General features: G+C 38.8%; 14 protein-coding genes. 3 read left to right on the forward strand and 11 right to left on the reverse strand.

From position 1 onward, the window contains the following. Nucleotides 1–11 precede the first annotated feature (11 nt). The 5 genes from resA to IR135_RS11580 all read right to left on the reverse strand — a co-directional run bounded on the left by resA (nucleotide 12) and on the right by IR135_RS11580 (nucleotide 5,089). Complete coding sequence (gene resA, locus IR135_RS07820) at nucleotides 12–545, reverse strand: thiol-disulfide oxidoreductase ResA (RefSeq protein WP_135098319.1); 534 nt, start codon at nucleotides 543–545, stop codon at nucleotides 12–14. A 430-nt stretch (nucleotides 546–975) separates the two neighbouring features. Continuing rightward, the gene (locus IR135_RS07825) at nucleotides 976–1,593 is read right to left on the reverse strand and encodes a CadD family cadmium resistance transporter (protein ID WP_135098321.1); all 618 of its coding nucleotides are present in this window, start codon (nucleotides 1,591–1,593) and stop codon (nucleotides 976–978) included. 53 nt (nucleotides 1,594–1,646) lie between these two features. Then, the gene (locus IR135_RS07830) at nucleotides 1,647–4,052 is read right to left on the reverse strand and encodes a heavy metal translocating P-type ATPase (protein WP_135098323.1); all 2,406 of its coding nucleotides are present in this window, start codon (nucleotides 4,050–4,052) and stop codon (nucleotides 1,647–1,649) included. Then, on the reverse strand, nucleotides 4,045–4,413 hold the full coding sequence (locus tag IR135_RS07835; RefSeq protein WP_052256044.1) for an ArsR/SmtB family transcription factor: 369 nt from the start codon (nucleotides 4,411–4,413) through the stop codon (nucleotides 4,045–4,047). The genes IR135_RS07830 and IR135_RS07835 overlap by 8 nt, the downstream gene beginning before the upstream one ends. Before the next feature lie 61 nt (nucleotides 4,414–4,474). Then, entirely contained in the window at nucleotides 4,475–5,089 is a 615-nt protein-coding gene (locus IR135_RS11580) for a ZIP family metal transporter (protein WP_228063462.1), read from the reverse strand. Between the two features lie 206 nt (nucleotides 5,090–5,295). Here IR135_RS11580 and IR135_RS07845 point away from each other — a divergent pair, with 206 nt between their 5' ends. From IR135_RS07845 to IR135_RS07855, 3 genes are all read left to right on the forward strand, one after another. Beyond that, nucleotides 5,296–5,622 carry an ArsR/SmtB family transcription factor gene (locus IR135_RS07845; protein WP_000391495.1) on the forward strand — a complete coding sequence of 109 codons (327 nt, stop codon included), beginning with the start codon at nucleotides 5,296–5,298 and terminating at the stop codon, nucleotides 5,620–5,622. A 329-nt stretch (nucleotides 5,623–5,951) separates the two neighbouring features. Next, nucleotides 5,952–7,877 (forward strand): heavy metal translocating P-type ATPase, encoded by a 1,926-nt coding sequence (locus IR135_RS07850; RefSeq protein ID WP_167753393.1) that lies wholly within the window; start codon nucleotides 5,952–5,954, stop codon nucleotides 7,875–7,877. Nucleotides 7,878–8,833: 956 nt separating this feature from the next. After that, the gene (locus IR135_RS07855) at nucleotides 8,834–9,055 is read left to right on the forward strand and encodes a recombinase family protein (protein WP_318272320.1); all 222 of its coding nucleotides are present in this window, start codon (nucleotides 8,834–8,836) and stop codon (nucleotides 9,053–9,055) included. A 234-nt stretch (nucleotides 9,056–9,289) separates the two neighbouring features. Here IR135_RS07855 and IR135_RS07860 read toward each other — a convergent pair whose 3' ends face one another. The 6 genes from IR135_RS07860 to IR135_RS07885 all read right to left on the reverse strand — a co-directional run bounded on the left by IR135_RS07860 (nucleotide 9,290) and on the right by IR135_RS07885 (nucleotide 15,579). Next, nucleotides 9,290–10,513, reverse strand: a complete 1,224-nt coding sequence (locus IR135_RS07860; protein ID WP_135098327.1) for a hypothetical protein — start codon at nucleotides 10,511–10,513, stop codon at nucleotides 9,290–9,292. Between the two features lie 107 nt (nucleotides 10,514–10,620). After that, on the reverse strand, nucleotides 10,621–11,871 hold the full coding sequence (locus IR135_RS07865) for a Zn-dependent hydrolase (protein ID WP_135098329.1): 1,251 nt from the start codon (nucleotides 11,869–11,871) through the stop codon (nucleotides 10,621–10,623). Between the two features lie 24 nt (nucleotides 11,872–11,895). Beyond that, nucleotides 11,896–13,281: a dihydropyrimidinase gene (gene hydA, locus IR135_RS07870; protein ID WP_135098331.1), complete on the reverse strand. Its 1,386-nt coding sequence runs from the start codon at nucleotides 13,279–13,281 to the stop codon at nucleotides 11,896–11,898. A gap of 5 nt (nucleotides 13,282–13,286) precedes the next feature. Beyond that, nucleotides 13,287–13,598, reverse strand: a complete 312-nt coding sequence (locus IR135_RS07875) for a hypothetical protein (protein ID WP_135098333.1) — start codon at nucleotides 13,596–13,598, stop codon at nucleotides 13,287–13,289. A gap of 71 nt (nucleotides 13,599–13,669) precedes the next feature. Next, nucleotides 13,670–13,963: a hypothetical protein gene (locus IR135_RS07880; protein ID WP_135098335.1), complete on the reverse strand. Its 294-nt coding sequence runs from the start codon at nucleotides 13,961–13,963 to the stop codon at nucleotides 13,670–13,672. Between the two features lie 257 nt (nucleotides 13,964–14,220). After that, nucleotides 14,221–15,579: a hemolysin family protein gene (locus tag IR135_RS07885; protein ID WP_135098337.1), complete on the reverse strand. Its 1,359-nt coding sequence runs from the start codon at nucleotides 15,577–15,579 to the stop codon at nucleotides 14,221–14,223. Nucleotides 15,580–15,718: the final 139 nt, after the last annotated feature.

A 15,718-nucleotide genomic window follows, 5' to 3' on the forward strand; every position in this document is an offset into this window, starting at 1 on the left:
CAAAGTTCACCCTATTCAGAAGTTGATTGTTCCACAAAGCTGTAAATATCTTCTACAGTTAACTGATATTCTTTTTTATCCACAACAATGCCATTTTTATTAATTGCTATTGTTGTAGGCAATGGACCGACTTGATATGCTTTAGTTACATCTCTGTTTCGATCTAATGCGATTGGAAAATCAAGTTTTTCATCTAAACTGGATAAGAACTGATTAATCTGCTGCTCATCTTCCGAAACATTTACTGCAATGATTTCATAATCATCATGTCCCTCATTATAAATTCGGTTCATATCAGGCATTTCTTCACGACACGGTTTACACCAAGTCCCCCAGAAATTCAAAATAACACCTTTTTCTGAATTGATATCCGATAATTGTATTGAATCACCATTTAACGTCTCCAATTGAAAATCAATTGATTCATCGCCTACTTGTACAGTTTTTTTATCAGAAGTTAAATTGAACCACAAAGTGACCCCTAATAAAATAATGATACTTAGTATAATACTTACTCTAAGAATACTTCTTGTTGTTTTTTTCATAATATTACACCTCCTGTAACGATTCCTTTCATCGAACAAATCATGCATTTTTGGTTGGCTTTGAAAGAAAATTTTTGTTAAAAATAAAAGTTCATTCTCACACCAATCTAAGTACAAACTTTAACTGTTAAGAAAAATTCACTCCTAATTATTTAGCTTAAGCTAAATTTTCAAAGAAACTGTGCAGTTTCTTAGTATTTAATGTGACATTTCATATCATTAAGAGATTTTATTGGAACTCGAGAATTAGACTAATAAAATTAGCAGTTATAAGAAGTTCTCTTTACTCTTCAAATAGAACAATATTAGTCTTTAACTCGCATCAGTCTTATGTCATTCAATGTTATTAGTAATCTTTCACCTATGCTAGGATGTATAGCAATACACAATACCACATTAAAAGAGAGATATCGGCTTATAAAATTTTCTATTAAAATAGGAATGAGAACAGAGCGTTGAATGTGCCATTTTCAAATAGGATATAAATTCCTAATCCTATAAAGACGATTGGAACGATCCAACGTTCATATTTTTCGATTTTATCTGAAACAAAATTCAAGGAAGCCAATCGATAGCTGATTAGACATAGAACACCAACCATGATCATGAAAACAATGACGGCAATAATGATTTCCATCATATTTAAAGTCGTAAAGTACGGTATATAGATAGCGAAATCATCCGCACTGGAAGCCAGTACAATGAAAGTGACCGTTATGAATAATTGATTGAATCTGCCTGAAGAGAAAAGGGAGAGAATGTTGCCTTCATCTTCGTCTTCTTCACCTTGAATCCATATTTTGATACCCAGGTAAAGGGGCAGGAGCCCAAGCAAACCAATCATCCATTGTTGGGGAACCAGATTGGCAACCCCCAAAGCGACCAGAAGGCTCACACCAATGATAATTGCCGTTCCTATATACTGACCGATCCAAATATGCTTTATCTGATCCTTTTTCACTTGTGAGAACAGAAGAATCAATATAATAAGGTAATCGATGCCTGTTGCTACGTAAACCGCAGCAGCTGTAAATGCCGTTACAATCATTCTTCCATCTCCAATATTTTAAAATTTCGATTCAAAGTGAAGAGATTCAAAACCTATTCATCTTCCTTCACACGCATGAGTCTCAAACCATTGAGCGCGACTAATACCGTGGCACCCATATCTGAGAGGATCGCAATCCAGAGTGTCAGCCATCCTGGGATGACCAACAATAGAGCAATCAGTTTGATTCCAATGGCAAAAGCGATATTCGCTTTGATGATGTTCAATGTTTTACGGCTAAGTTTGATGGTAAAGGGCAGTTTCCTCAGGTCATCGCCCATTAAAGCGACATCCGCTGTTTCAAGAGCGGTATCTGTACCGGCGCCACCCATAGCGATACCAACGGTGGAAGCTGCCAGCGCCGGGGCGTCATTGACCCCATCGCCGACCATGCCTACATGACGATAATCAGTTTTTAGTTGCTTGATTACGTCTAGTTTATCCTGCGGGAGTAATTCAGATTGAATATCTGTGACACCGACATGTGAACCAATCGCACGGGCAGTACTATGATTATCCCCCGTAAGCATGACTGTTTTTTCGATGCCTGCCTGATGCAGCTTCTGGATTACCGCTTTACTTGATTCGCGGACTTCATCCGCGACTGCAATGATTGCCTGAACTGTATTTTTCGTTCCTGCAACCATAACGGTCTTACCTTGTTCTTGAAGTGTTTTGACATCACTTTTAATTGAATCATTGAAATTAGCTGCCTCTATCTCTTCAAATAATGCCGGGCTGCCAACGTAATACATTTCATTATTGATTTTGCCCCGTATCCCTTTGCCTGTAATGGAAGAAAAGTCTTCGACAAAAATATCAGAATAAGGAAGGTTATAACTGTCTGCCTTCTTTATAATCGCGGATGCCAATGGATGCTGGGAACGATCTTCCAATGCTGTGATGACTGCCAGCATTTCCTTTTCATCAATTGCATTGTCGATTAAACGATAATCAGTTACAACCGGGACGCCTTTTGTGAGTGTGCCGGTCTTATCAAATGCAATGGCCTTTAATCCACCCATTTCTTCGAGGTAGACCCCGCCTTTTATAAGGACTCCCTTCTTGGCAGCATTTCCGATTGCCGAAACAATCGCTATCGGCGTGGAAATTACCAATGCACATGGACAACCTACAACGAGAACCGCTAACCCTTGATACACCCAAGTGGACCAGCTCGCACCGAAAAATAACGGGGGTACAATCGCAACCAGCACTGCGACAACCATAATGGCAGGCGTATAATATTTTGCAAATTTATCAACGAATGCCTGGGCAGGAGCACGCTCACCTTGTGCTTCTTCCACCAGATGAATGATTTTGGCAATGGTCGTATCTTCAACCAATTTAGTGATTTTAACTTCCAGTAAGCCTTCTTCGTTCAGTGTCCCTGCAAATACTTCATCATCGATCGATTTTTCAACCGGCACTGATTCACCTGTGATTGCTGCCTGGTTGATTGCAGAGTAGCCATTGACAATTACGCCGTCCATAGCAATTTTCTGTCCAGGCTTAACAATCATGATATCGCCCACAGCAATATCATTGACGTGCACTGTCATTTCCTGTCCGTTGCGTCTGACAAGTGCCTCTTTAGGAGCAATATCCATCAATGAACTGATGGATTGCCTTGCTCGATCCATCGAGAAACGCTCCAACGCTTCGCTGATGGCAAACAAGATGACAACAATGGCGACCTCGGCCCATTCTCCGATGATGACACCGCCAATCACTGCGACTGTCATCAGGGTTCGCATATCAAATTCAAACCGGACTAAATTCTGGAGACCCGTTTTCAGCATTGAAGCCCCTCCGACAATCATGGAAGTGATGAATAGCAGTGGTGTAAGAATATTGTCATCACCATTCACCAACATTGAAATGAAGCCAAAAGCGATAAACAGTAGCGAATAGAGCAGAGTGCTGTGCTTTTTATAAAATGGAATGGTTACTTCCTTTTCTTTTTTGTCTTGTCCACTTTCTTCCCGGGATTTCTCAGGCACCACTTTGAGGTTTTCAAACGCCCCTGCTTCTTCCAGTTCCTCAACCGTTGCAGAACCATATACAGAAATTTTTGATGCGCCAAAATTCACCTTCGCATCTTGAACTTCAGGTAGTTTCTTCACATTGTTCTCAAATGTGCCAGCACAATTTGCACAGGAAAATCCCTGAACACGGTAAACATTTTTTTCTTTATTAACTTCTGGTTGCGCTTGACGACTAGACTTTTCAGGCACCACTTTGAGATTTTCAAATGCTCCTGCTTCTTCCAGTTCCTCAACCGTTGCAGAACCATATACAGAAATTTTTGATGCGCCAAAATTCACCTTCGCATCTTGAACTTCAGGTAGTTTCTTCACATTGCGCTCAAATTTCCCTGCACAATTCGCACAAGAAAACCCCTGAACACGGTAAATATTTTTTTCTTCTTCAGTCAGTTCTGCAATCCCTTCAGACATTGGTTATCACTTCTTTCCTATGTATTAATGCAATCGTCATGATTTCTTTAATATGCTGATCTTCCAGAGAATAGAACGCGAGTTTCCCTTCTTTCCTGAATGTAACGATGCCTTCTTTGTAGAGCGTGCGTAAATGATGAGATGCATTTGCTACAGTCACACCGAGTATATTTGCGATGTCACAGACGCATAATTCCTCTTCCTTGCATAAGGAATAGGTGATTTTTGCCCTATTCACATCGGCAATAGCCTTAAGCATCTGTGATATACCGGCAATATCGACAGTTTGTAAATTCTCTTGCATCCGGTTAACCTTTTCTTCGTCATAACAAAAAACTTCACATGTTTCTTTTTTATTCATACATACACCTCATCATTCAAATATTTGTTTGAATATAGTGTATCATCTTATTTTTCTTTATTCAAGCAGATGTTTGAATAATAAAGGGCCTACCAACAAAACACGGAAAACATACGCTAAGGAAAATAATGCAATGAAAGATGATTTTCCAATCTCGAACAATTGACTGAATAATTACCCTGTCGTGATATGGATTGCTAAAATTATTGCGAACAGTATCCAAGTAAGCATACCGAACGCAGCTAAAAATAATTATTCCTTCAGGTATGTTATGTAGAACTAAGGTGGTCAACATGAAATTTCCCATACTTGTTCCAATTGTTGGTCCAAGCGCGATGCCAACAGGGAAATTATGAATTGCTATACTGATAATTAAAAGTACCCCCGATCGAACGAAAATATCTTTTTGATGACTATTAGTGATAATTGTAATTTTATCCATTAATAGATGAATGGATTGGAATAATACTAAGCCTATTGCTATTCCACCGAGTAAAATTACCCACCCGCCTAATTCAATACTTTCCGGAATCATTTCAAAAAATAATAAGCCAATTATAAGGCCTGCACATAATGAATAAATAAAGCCATAACCACTTTGAAAACCTTCCATTATCCAAGCGAGTCCACCGCCAACACCAATTCCAAGTGCGGAAGCTAACGCCCGATCATCCATACTGCACTCATCCCACTATTCTTAAAAAGGCTTTGTTTATTTTACTCTAAAAAATCAAAACAAAATATATGAATTCATATTAAATATTATTTGATTCTTTATTCAGATGGTGATATCATATATATGAACATATATTAATATATGTAGATAAATAGTGATTATTATATATAAGGTTTTGAATTGAAACCTAAAGTGAGGGAAGGATAATGGAAGAAAAAAAGGAATTAGAGGAAGTAAATAATAAGGACTTAGATGATGAAACATTATTTGTCGTATCGCAAACATTTAAAGCGTTAGGTGATCCTACGAGAATCCGGATTCTCCATTTGCTCTTTTATAAGGAGTATTCGGTAAACGGTATTGCTGAAACGCTACATCTTAGACAATCAACAGTTTCCCATCAATTGCGGTTCTTGAAAAATTTACGGTTAGTAAAATTCCGAAGGGAAGGCACAACATTGTTTTATTCCCATGATGATGAACATACTATGAATATGCTAAAACAGGCGATCGATCACGCCTGTCATCACTAGTATTCCGTAAACCAGTAATGAGTGTTAATAATAATTCACGTCATTAATATTGTTATATGATCATATAACAATATTATAGGCATATGAAAAGGGGGTTTTGCAATGGATATGGAAAACAAAAAAACAGAATGGAAAGCGTTGTATGATATCTCGAAGGAAAGTGAGATGGGTGTAGCAGAGAGGGTTAGTGAATACGGTTGATAAATTCATAGGATGTATTATTGGATACAAAAAGTTTGGATGTGGTCAATTAACGTCCTGGTTTAGTAAAGCTTACTGCGAATATATTGGAACCCGATATATCATATTTATTTAGAAAGGTGATAGAAATGAAAAATATTCAAGAGCAACAAGCACACGAAAGTCATAGCCACGATCATAGTCATGATCATGATCACGGAAAAATGCCAATTATTTCATATTTTATTGGCTTAGTGTTGGCTATAATTGGGCTTTTTTTAAGTGATGCAAATTTATTAATACAAAACATCTTATTTTCAATTGCCACAATCACAGCCGGCTACCATGTAATTATTCTCGAAGGAATTGGAGAGACAGTTGAAAATACTAAATTAAAGGGAAAATTCACTCCTAATTCTCATATTCTAATGGGATTAGCTGCAATCGGGGCTTCTCTGATAGGGAGTTTTTGGGAAGGAACCCTTTTGATACTTATTTTTTCCGGCGCTCATTTTCTTGAAGATTACGCTGAAGGAAGAAGTAAAAGAGAAATTACTAAGCTACTCGAAATGAACCCAACGACAGCTAAATTAATCCTACCTGATGGAAACACAAAAATTGTTGATGTCAGTGAATTAAAAGTTGGAGATCAACTCCAAGTGCTGAACGGTGATCAAGTTCCAATTGATGGGATTATTTTATCCGGTACTACCTCAATTGATGAATCTTCTATTAATGGAGAAAGTATACCGAAAGAGAAGTCTAAGGGTGACGAAGTTTTTGGAAGTACGATTAATGGAACAGGTACTTTTACTATGGAAGTCACTAAGGAAAACAAGGATACTGTATTCTCTAAAATTTTACAATTAGTTAGTCAAAACCAAGATAATCAAACAAAAGCTGCCAGTATCATTCAAAAATTCGAGCCTAAATATGTTAATATAGTTTTAATCGCAATACCATTAGTAATGTTACTTGCTCCTTTTCTATTTGATTGGACATGGTCGCAAAGTGTTTACAGGGGATTAGTGCTTTTAGTCGCAGCTTCACCGTGTGCTTTGGCAGCAGCTACTGTATCTGTAACATTGTCTACAACATCTAACCTAGCTAAAAAAGGCGTGCTTTCAAAAGGAAGTACTTACCTATCACAATTAGCGGATATAGATGCAATTGCCTTCGATAAAACAGGAACCCTTACGAACGGAGAACCTAAAGTAACAAATTACTATTTCACTCATTCTGTGAACGAAGAAAATATTATTGATATTATAGTCGCCCTTGAAAAGGAATCCAATCACCCACTCGCTAATGCTATTTTAGAAAAATTTGAAGTTAAAAATAAAATAGACATCGAAGTTACTAATCAAATTGGAAAAGGTCTGACAGGAGATTATAATGGAAAAAATTATCGTATTGGTAAGCCTACTTCTTTTGAAAGTGCTTCTGAAGAGTATACCCAGTTCAATCATGATTGGGCATCAGAAGGAAAGACGGTTGTATACGTAGCAGAAAATGAAGAAGTTATTGGGCTTATAGCTCTAATGGATATTCCGAATGAGCATGCTAAAGAAACAATTAATTACTTTAAGAAACTTGGTATCCACACGACTTTAATTACTGGTGATTCGGAAATGACGGGAAAAGCTGTAGGCGAACAATTGGGAATAGACGAAGTTATCGCTAATGTAATGCCTGAAGATAAATCCAGAATTATAGAAGAACAAAAAGAAAAATTTGGAGTTACTGCCATGGTCGGAGATGGTGTGAACGATGCACCGGCCCTTGTTAATGCTGATGTTGGTATAGCTATGGGGGGCGGTACTGATGTGGCAGTAGAAGTATCTGATTTGGTTTTAATGCAGAACAATTTATCTAAATTAGTACAGTCTCATAAAATTTCCTCAAATATGGGTCGTGTTATTAGGCAAAATATTATTTTTTCAATGGCAGTTGTTGCCTTTTTAGTTGTCGTTAGTTTGTTAGGATTAACTGATATTACAATCAGTGTAATTGTTCATGAAGGAAGTACTTTAGTTGTTATACTAAATGGACTTCGATTATTAAGATCTAAATAATGAACGAATCGATTGACATGAATGAACTTTGAAGTGTGGATTCTACAATGTTCCCATAACATTGGACACTAAAAAACAGAGCAATCTAATAAAGATGTTATGAGTAAAAACAATGCCTTGCATACCGTTTTTATCATACGGGCGGTCAAATAAGCAATTAAAGAGCATGGGAAGCATAAAATCATAAACAGTGACTTAAGGCAGCCAGTTTACATTCAAAAGTTAAATTGACTGTATTAAAAGTTTCGAAACGATTAATATCCGTATGGGGGCAAGCGTCGAGCCAAAGATAATGCCAGGACAGAGCGTCTTTTTCCGTTCTTTTAAGTGGGAAAGGTTTTACCTTCTCTATGCCAAGACAGTCCCAGAGCTAAAAGGGCCAGTTGCTCTTTTTGGGCGTTTGTGAACGGTAATCGCAGGAAGGGGATTTTCCCAACCGCACCTGGTTTTCCATCACAATAAAGTTGGCGGCATTTGTTCTGATATTCTTGGGAATACTTACACTATGAATGGCCGTATTAAGTGATACAGGAGCTGCTATTATTGTAATACTGAATGCTCTCCGCCTTTTGAGGGTAAAAGAATAAAAGTAAGGATAACTAGGTAAAGCTGTTCAATCAAAAATTGAACAGCTTATTTTTCATCAAAATCAAAAACGTTTATTATAATACCTACACTTGTTCCGTTAAACGTACCGATTTTTAACCTTATTGTATCAGTAATATCTTGAAACGAAGTAAGCGACTAAAATTTCTCTTTTATCATACGGTTATAAAAATACACTTTTAAGAACGGTTTGAAAATTTTTGAAATAGATCAAAATAATCTTCTGGTTAAAAAACTTGTAGATATGACTTCTCTCTTAAATTTTTGTTTGATTAGATTAGACCCTCAATAGACATTATATATGTATTGATATGATTAGCTTCACGCTGTATGATTAGGGTGTAAATTAAGTGTTAGAAAAAAGGATTGATTTAATGAAAGTTGCATATGCTCGTGTTTCTACACTGGATCAGAATCTCAATAGGCAGATTGAAGTGTTTAAAAAATTTTGTTCAGAAAAAATATTTACTGAGAAGTTACTAGGAAAAAATATATCTGAAAGGATTGTGTTTCAAGAAGCTATACAACTTGTTAGAGAAGGCGATCAAGTCATCGTTGAAGTAGTTGATTAGGAAGAAACTATGACGAGATTATACAGTCCTTTAATTTTCTAAAGTGAAAAATTATATCTGTTTATTAACAGTTTAACAATTATAGCTGAAGTGATTATATCTATTTATTTAAAAAATCCATCAAAACTGCGTCTCTTTGTGACGTAAAATTATATTTGCATACACAATAACAACATACCCGCAGAGTGCAAAGACTTCTTTGCACTCTGCGGGTATCTTTTATAAATATTGTACTTACTCATAATCAGTTATTTTCAACATGCCATTAGTATCGAGTACAGTATAGGTAACTTGTCTAGTTTCCTGCCCATTCGATGTTGCATGAGAATACGTTCTGTTTACAGTAATCTGATATTCTCTCTCTGAAATCTGTTGAACGGAAGCTGTTGTTCCCGGATAATTTTGATGATCTGCAAAGTTGCCGGATGCTTTATTAGCCTGAATTTTATCTAGTGCATTTCCTTCCAGAATAGAAAGCACATCGTCATTTTCGTCATTGTAATAATCAGCCAAATTATCTAAATACGTTTTGAAAATAAAATTCCTTAACGTGTCATAAGTGAAATAATCATCTTCCTCTGTCAGTTCAACAGGGAATCCTTCTGTATAATAGTCCTCAAAATAACGTTCTCCATTATCGGATGAAGCTTGCTCTTTTGGATCTTCATCAAAAATCTCCCGTTTGATTAGACCAATACGTTCTCCCTCAGGTGAATTATACGTACTTGCTCCAGTAATGTAATACCTTCCGTCGTCTCCTTCACCTTCATAAACATAATGTGGCAGTCCATTCATAGACTGACTTCCATCATTATAATCATCTGGTTCTCCTAAAGCATTTATAAGTTCATCTGATTCAATGTGAGCATAGTACCAGACATACTCCACATAGTTCTCATCCGGGTTAATGCTGCTGTCTGAACCATCATCACCAGGGCCGTAGGGCGCACGTTCACTGTACACAACACCTAAGTTGCCGTGAAATGCCGGTGAAGCTCCACCTGAATAAAACGTAAATTCATAAGGATCGTATAGCTCTTCCACTTCTGTTTGCGTCATTCCTTCAGTGATAAAGTCCTGTTCAAAAGTGCCTTCATCATTTCCAGCACTCGTTCCAAGCAGCTGCGCCTGAACTTCCGGGGAGTTTAAATCAAACATTAAGTCCGAGGATGAATCAGACTGGTCCGCTTGATCTGCAGCTGTTTGTTTCCCTGTCTTGTCTTCTTCTGTGTCATCGGCAGGTTCTGATTCTTCTTCTGATTGTCCTGCTTCACTTTCTTCCTGATTCTCTGTATTTGCCGTGTCAGCTTCGTCTTCTTCTCTGTTCTCAATATTTTTTTCTTCACTATTTTCTTCACTGCTTTCTTCGCTCGCTGTTTCATTATTTTCAGTGTCATTTGAACATGCTGTCATTATAAGTAGCAGTATAAGAAACGGCATGAACCAAAGTTTTTTCATGAAAGTATCCTCCTTTTACAGAATATTATTCTAATTATGTCATTACTTAAAAAATTTTACATAGTCGTTGTTTGAGTAAAAAAATAATACCCCGAAAGGTATTATTTTTACTGAGTCAGCTCAATCACCGCTTCAAGCATCAAATTCGCACCGTCTTCAATATCTTCATAAGACGTATACTCATCCGGGCTGTGGCTGATGCCGTTTTTACTCGGCACAAATATCATCGCAACATCTGCCACATCCGCCAGCATCATCGTGTCATGCACTGCTCCGCTGTGCAGTTTTAAGTAATCCATCTCCCGTTTTTCTGCTTTGGCTACCAGCGTATCTATTACAGTTTCAGATAATCTCGCCGGTGCTGATGTTCCTATTAAATCTATTTCATATTCCAGCTGCTGTGTTTCTGCGGTTTCTTTTATTTTATCTTTTAAATAATTCGAAACCTGATCAATTCCGCTCTGCTCGATATCGCGGATATCCACATTAAAAGTCACTGTCTTATTAATAACGTTAGAACCGGAAGGACTGCATTCCAGTTTGCCCACTGTCGCAACAGTTGTATTATTAACTTGAGTCCGTGCATATTCCTCCAAGGCAATAATCACCTTGGATGCTCCAACTAAAGGGTCTTTCCGGCCAGGCATCGGCGTGGTTCCTGCATGATTCGAGACACCGTTTAACGTTACTTGGAAAGTATTCATTCCCGCAATCGCATGAACGATACCAACAGATTTACTTTCTTCTTCCAGAACGCCGCCCTGTTCTATATGCAGTTCCATCATCGCTTTTACCTCATTTTTTTGAAGCAGGTCTTTTCCTATTGAATCCGCATCAAAACCGAACGCTTGCATCACTTCATAAGCTGACTGTTTCTCACTATTATATAAAGTCTTTAAATCCGCTTTAGTCAGTTTACCTGTCATCACTTTACTGCCGACAGTTGTGCTGCCGAAGTTCGAGCCTTCTTCTTCTGAGAATATCACCAGTTCAACAGGATGAGTAATATCTGTCTTATTTTCTTTGATTGTCCGGATGACTTCCAAGGCTGCGATAGTTCCGGCAAGACCGTCAAACTCCCCGCCGTTCATTACAGTATCAATATGAGAACCGATCATTACTGACGGCAAGTCGTTCTTTTTCGGATCATATTTCGCTCTGATGTTGCCCGCACCATCTGTTTTAACTACTAAATTTAAGTTTGTGAATTCTTTTGATAAATACTCTCTCGTCTTTCTGTCTTCTTCAGAATAAGAAAATCTCGTACGGCCATTGCCTGGTGTCGCTGTATTACTGTTGATTGCTTCCATATCTTGAATTAAACGCTCTTTATTGATTGAAATACTATTCTCAGTCATGTTTTACCCCTTTTTAAAACATTATCAGCTGAACGCTGTACCGAAAGCTGTGCCTTTAATAAATGCCCCTTGGCCTTTTTCACCAATATATTTACCATCTTTAACGACCGGCGTGCCTCTTAAGAAGACTGCATCGCACTCACCAATCTGGTCGAATCCTTCATAAGCTGTATAATCGAGACCATTCAGGCTGTCTTCAACCGTAACTTTCTTCTTCACATTCGGGTTATAAATGACAATGTCTGCATCATAGCCCGGCGCAAGGTATCCTTTTCTGTGATCGAGTCCATTGTTTTTAGCCGGCATCGTCGAATAGTAATCCACCAGTTCTGAACGCGTGATTTTTCCTGTTTCGACACCGTAAGTCCAAAGCATCGGCAGACGGTTTTCAAGGCCCGGCGTTCCGTTCGGAATTTTTCTGAAGTCATTCAGACCCATCTTCTTCTGGTTAAAGGTAAAACCGCAATGGTCAGAACTTACCGCATTAATCGAACCGTCTTTTAACGATTTCCATAAGTATTCCTGGTCAGCCTCATCTCTCAAAGCAGGTGAACATACGTATTTCGAACCTTCGAAGTTTTCTTTGGCGAGATACTCTTTATTGAAAAGTAAATACTGGGTACACGTTTCACCGTAGACCGGCAGTCCTTCCTCTTTCGCTTTCTTAATGGCGTTGACCGCCCCTTCAGTCGTGACATGAACGATATAAATCGGCGCCTCTGCAAAGCGTGCCAGATTAATGGCGCGTTCCGTCGCTTCGGTTTCTACGATCGGCGGACGTGTCAGTGCGTGATAATACGGATCCGTATCACCATTCGCAATCGCTTTTTTCTGCATAAGCTCAATCAGGTCGGCATTTTCCGCATGCACCATGACAGTCACACCCGCATCTTTCGCTTCCAGGAGGGCATTAGTCACCGCTTCATCATCAGAATGGAAAAACTGACCCTTATATGCCATGAATAATTTTACTGTCGGATAACCTGCTTCAGGCAGATTTTTAATATCTTTAAACGTTTCCGGTGTCGGGTCGGTAATGACCGGGTGGAAACTGTAATCCACCATAGAAATACCCTCGACCCATTCTTTACGATACTCCTCTACCGTTTCAACGAGACCTTTGCCCGCTTCCTGATTGACGAACTCAATTACTGTCGTTGTACCGCCAAGGGCTGCTGCATTTGTCGTTTCAAAACCTTTCGTTCTTTCCCCCATAAATTCAAAAGAAAAATGCGCATGCTGGTCCACGCCGCCCGGCAGAATTACCATGCCTTCGGCATCGATTGTTTTGTCCGCTTCCACTCTTAAATTTCTGCCGACCGCTTCTATTTTAGTCCCTTCTATTAAAATATCGCCTTTATATTCATTTTCCGTCGTTACGATCAGACCGTTTTTAATTAATGTTTTCATTGTTATTACCCCTTTTTAATTTCCTCTTCATTCTTATCTTCAATCAGCCAGCGCCGGTTTTCTTTGGCATCCAGTGCTTTCTGTTCTCGCAGCTCGCGTTCTTTTTTGATCTTCTCAAGCTCCAGAGCCATCACTTTATTCTCCAGCAGATAATTATCCTGTTTAATCTGCTCAAGCTTGCGCTGTTCAATCAGCTTTTTGATTTCAAGCTTTTCGTCACTCTGATTGTACCCCCGCCGCATAGCGTATAATGGAATACTTGCGATAAAGCCGAACGTCACTAAGGACGTGAAAAATATGAATTCAAAAACTCCCATATCATCCCTCCGATTTTTCTTAACTCCAGTTTATCACAGCGTCCGGTGCTTATAAAAAAATAGACAAAGCCCTATTCAGCCTTGTCTTTCGTTTCATCTTCAGTTTCTTCAATCAGCCATCTCGAATTTTCTTTATTCTCAAGCGTTTTTTGCTTTCTTGCATTTTCTTTTTTAATTTTGTCGAGCTCAATCCGCATCGATTCATTCTCCAGCAAGTAGTTTTCCTGTTTAATTTCTTCGAGTCTTCGCTGTTCTTTCATTTTCTTTAATTCCATCTTGTCATCGCTCTGATTATATCCCCTGTAAATTGCGTACAGCGGTACAGTGAATGTTAGAATTACTGCTGCCAGTCCAACAATATCCATCGGTCCATCACCCCTTATATTTGATTTTATTTTACCATATTATTGGCGGGTGGTTAGAGTTGGTTTTGAAGTCGGATGAGCGGGTTTCATCGGACTGCAAGTAAGAATTTCAGTCGGATGAGCGGGTTTCATCGGACCGCAAGTAAGGGTTTCAGTCAGATGAGCGGGTTTCATCGGACTGCAAACCAGACCCCTAGCCAAATTTCCTCCGCAAAACAAAAAAATCGGGACAAAATGTCCCGATTTCTCAATATATATTATTTTTCGTCTTCCTGCTCAACAGCTTCTTCCGATTCTTCGTCAGCAGAAACTACATTGTAATCTCTTAAGAATGCCACCTGTTTAATGGAGTGGTTTTCAACTTCCAGCACCTGCCAGCGGTCTTCAGCGGTATCGATATAGCCGCCTTCTTCGATATCGGTGTTGATGCTCTGCATCCAGCCGCCGATTGTATCGATGTCTTCGCTTTCTTCAAATGCTATCTTAAAGTCATCTTCAAGATCGTCAAGCAGTACCCGTCCGTTGATATGGTAAAGATTATCGTCGACTTTAATGACGTCCAGTTCTTCATCTTCATCGAATTCGTCACGGATTTCTCCGACGATTTCTTCAAGTATATCTTCCATCGTAATCATTCCGGCTGTACCGCCGTATTCATCGATGATTAAGGCAATATGAACGCTTTCTCTCTGCATTTTAACAAGTGCATCGCTGATCCGCGATGATTCTGTAATCACCGGAAGGTCATGTATATAATCACCTGCGGCAACATGTTCATCCGATACGTGATTTGTTAAATATTCTCTGACATTAATGAAACCGATAATGTTGTCTTTGTCACCGTTGCTTTCTGTGACAGGATATCTTGTATAGTTGTACTCTTTAATCGTTTCGACCACCTGATCAACTGTTACCGGTTCCTCAAGTGTAATCATTTGCGTCCGCGGCACCATAACGTCTTTTGCCGTACGTTCATCAAATGAAAATATATTCTGCATATATGAAAGTTCCGTCTGGTTAATTTCACCGCTCTGGTAACTTTCAGTCATAATCACTTTAAGTTCTTCTTCCGAGTGCGCCTGTTCTGTCGGCATTTCTTTAATACCAACTAAGCGTACAAGTCCTCTTGCTGCACCGTTCATCGTCCAGATAAATGGTTTTAAGACAACACCAAAGAAGTATAACGGTCCGCTTAATCCCATTGCCATTTTTTCGGCATACTGAATCGCCACTGTCTTAGGTGCAAGTTCACCGACAACAACGTGAATAAATGTAACAATAATAAATGCTGCTGCAACTGTCGTTACCGTCTGCATGGCGTCCGGTACTCCGACTAAATCAAACAGCGGGTGTAAAATCACTTCAAACGTCGATTCCCCGATCCAACCTAAACCTAGTGCTGTCACTGTAATTCCCAGCTGACAGGCAGATAAGTAATAGTCCAGATTGTTAATCATTTTTTCTACGCGTTCTGCTCTTTTGTCTCCCATTTCAACAAGCGAATGTATTCTCGACATACGTGCTTTAACAAATGCAAATTCAGATCCTACGAACAACATTGTCAGTACGATTAATAATGTAAATAATAATAAATTAGTTATAGTGGATATATCCAATCAGTTCCCCTCCTGCGGGGTTCACCTCCGATAATTTGTGACCGCTCGGGTCGTTTGTTCATGAATAAATCTGCTATTTGTTAACACAGTATTTTTTGAAGTTCTTTTCAGATACACCTTCCCAACAGCCGTCACCTCC

It is taken from the genome of Jeotgalicoccus nanhaiensis, assembly GCF_015235105.1.
GTDB classification, from domain to species: domain Bacteria; phylum Bacillota; class Bacilli; order Staphylococcales; family Salinicoccaceae; genus Jeotgalicoccus; species Jeotgalicoccus nanhaiensis.

Excerpts from the sequence above, each read along its gene's own strand:
- resA (WP_135098319.1), bottom strand. The coding sequence starts at position 545 with ATGAAAAAAACAACAAGAAGTATTCTTAGAGTAAGTATTATACTAAGT.
- IR135_RS07825 (WP_135098321.1), bottom strand. The coding sequence starts at position 1,593 with ATGATTGTAACGGCATTTACAGCTGCTGCGGTTTACGTAGCAACAGGC.
- IR135_RS07830 (WP_135098323.1), bottom strand. The coding sequence starts at position 4,052 with ATGTCTGAAGGGATTGCAGAACTGACTGAAGAAGAAAAAAATATTTAC.
- IR135_RS07835 (WP_052256044.1), bottom strand. The coding sequence starts at position 4,413 with ATGAATAAAAAAGAAACATGTGAAGTTTTTTGTTATGACGAAGAAAAG.
- IR135_RS11580 (WP_228063462.1), bottom strand. The coding sequence starts at position 5,089 with ATGGATGATCGGGCGTTAGCTTCCGCACTTGGAATTGGTGTTGGCGGT.
- IR135_RS07845 (WP_000391495.1), top strand. The coding sequence starts at position 5,296 with ATGGAAGAAAAAAAGGAATTAGAGGAAGTAAATAATAAGGACTTAGAT.
- IR135_RS07850 (WP_167753393.1), top strand. The coding sequence starts at position 5,952 with ATGAAAAATATTCAAGAGCAACAAGCACACGAAAGTCATAGCCACGAT.
- IR135_RS07860 (WP_135098327.1), bottom strand. The coding sequence starts at position 10,513 with ATGAAAAAACTTTGGTTCATGCCGTTTCTTATACTGCTACTTATAATG.
- IR135_RS07865 (WP_135098329.1), bottom strand. The coding sequence starts at position 11,871 with ATGACTGAGAATAGTATTTCAATCAATAAAGAGCGTTTAATTCAAGAT.
- hydA (WP_135098331.1), bottom strand. The coding sequence starts at position 13,281 with ATGAAAACATTAATTAAAAACGGTCTGATCGTAACGACGGAAAATGAA.
- IR135_RS07875 (WP_135098333.1), bottom strand. The coding sequence starts at position 13,598 with ATGGGAGTTTTTGAATTCATATTTTTCACGTCCTTAGTGACGTTCGGC.
- IR135_RS07880 (WP_135098335.1), bottom strand. The coding sequence starts at position 13,963 with ATGGATATTGTTGGACTGGCAGCAGTAATTCTAACATTCACTGTACCG.